The organism is Rahnella ecdela, from assembly GCF_019049625.1.
In the GTDB taxonomy this organism is placed as follows: Bacteria; Pseudomonadota; Gammaproteobacteria; order Enterobacterales; family Enterobacteriaceae; genus Rahnella; species Rahnella ecdela.
Genome location: NZ_JAFMOY010000073.1, coordinates 1 through 1,413, shown reverse-complemented (window position 1 = coordinate 1,413; position 1,413 = coordinate 1). Strand labels below are relative to the sequence as shown.

General features: G+C 52.7%; 1 protein-coding gene. It reads left to right on the top strand.

Annotation, left to right across the window (positions count from 1 at the left end; translation table 11 throughout):
• The first annotated feature begins 17 nt into the window (after window positions 1-17).
• A protein-coding gene (locus J1784_RS00380) for an IS3 family transposase (RefSeq protein WP_238485317.1) occupies window positions 18-1,381 on the top strand; the annotation gives its coding sequence in 2 pieces (ribosomal slippage) (window positions 18-504 and window positions 504-1,381; 1,365 coding nt in all).
• Window positions 1,382-1,413: the final 32 nt, after the last annotated feature.

The following is a 1,413-nucleotide window of genomic DNA, read 5'->3' as shown; positions in this document are numbered from 1 at the left end:
TGAGTAAGGTGCAATTTATGGGCAAGCCCAATTACACACTGGAATTCCGTATTGCTGTCGTGAAGTATTACCTCTCCGGCCAGGGCGGAATAAAAAGGACCGCTGCACATTTTGGTCTCCACAAATCCACCGTTAGTCACTGGGTAGCCTCATGGCAGCTGCACGGTATCGATGGTATCACCTGGAAAGTCGCCGGTTACACGCCAGCCTTTAAGCTTAACGTGGTAAAAACCCTGCATAAAGAGCATCTTTCATTTCGTGAGGCGGCAGTCCGGTTCAACATATCCGATAATAAAGTGGTGAAGCGCTGGTTTGAAGCTTATGAAGCTGCCGGTGAAGCCGGACTGCAGAAGAGGAAACGACACCTCGTGAAAACGAAAAACATCCCTATACAGGCGACGCAACCGCCGGTGAGCGCAGCAAAACCTGCTGAGGAGCTCACCCATGACGAATTGCTGGCCGAGTTGCGGTATCGGCGTGCGGAGGTCGACTACTTAAAGAAGCTGAAAGCCCTGGCTCAGCAAAAGAAAAAGCTGAAATAATCAGTGAGCTGAGGGGCGTCCATGCCTTACACGATCTGCTGGCCGCCGCCGGAATGGCCCGCAGTACCTGGTATTACCAGCAGTCGGTGCGCAAGCGACCGGATAAGTACGCAGACATAAAGACAAAAATCAGCCAGATATACCAGCGTCATAAAGGATGCTATGGATACAGGCGGATCACAGCGGCTCTCACCAGAGAGCACGAACGAGTGAATCACAAAACGGTGCAGCGGTTGATGAGCGAGCAGTCGCTGAAAGCGGTGATCCGGGTGAAAAAATACCGTTCCTGGAAGGGTGAGCAGGGAAAAATCGCCGCCAATGTCCTGCAGCGAAACTTTACGGCCACACGGCCGAACGAAAAGTGGGTGACGGACGTTACGGAGTTCGCCGTGGCGGGACAGAAGCTGTATCTGTCACCGATTATCGATCTGTTTAACGGAGAAGTTATCTCATATGTGATGTCGGAGCGCCCCGTGATGAGCATGGTCAGCACGATGCTGGAGAAGGCGCTGTCAAAGCTGCGCCCCGGAGATAAGCCGGTTTTACACTCAGACCAGGGCTGGCAATATCAGATGCAGCGCTGGCAGGAGCAACTGAAAGCGCATGGTCTCAGGCAGAGCATGTCCCGTAGAGGAAACTGCCTGGATAATGCTGTGGCGGAGAGCTTCTTCGGGACGCTGAAATCAGAATGCTTTTACCTGAAGAAATTTGACAGCGTTACAGAGCTTCGTCAGGCGGTGGACAGGTATATCGGCTATTACAACAATGAACGGATCAAACTGAAGTTAAAGGGCCTGAGCCCGGTAGAATACCGGACCCGGGCCACAGCGGCAGCCTGATTACAACCGTCCAACTTTATGGGGTCAGTTCA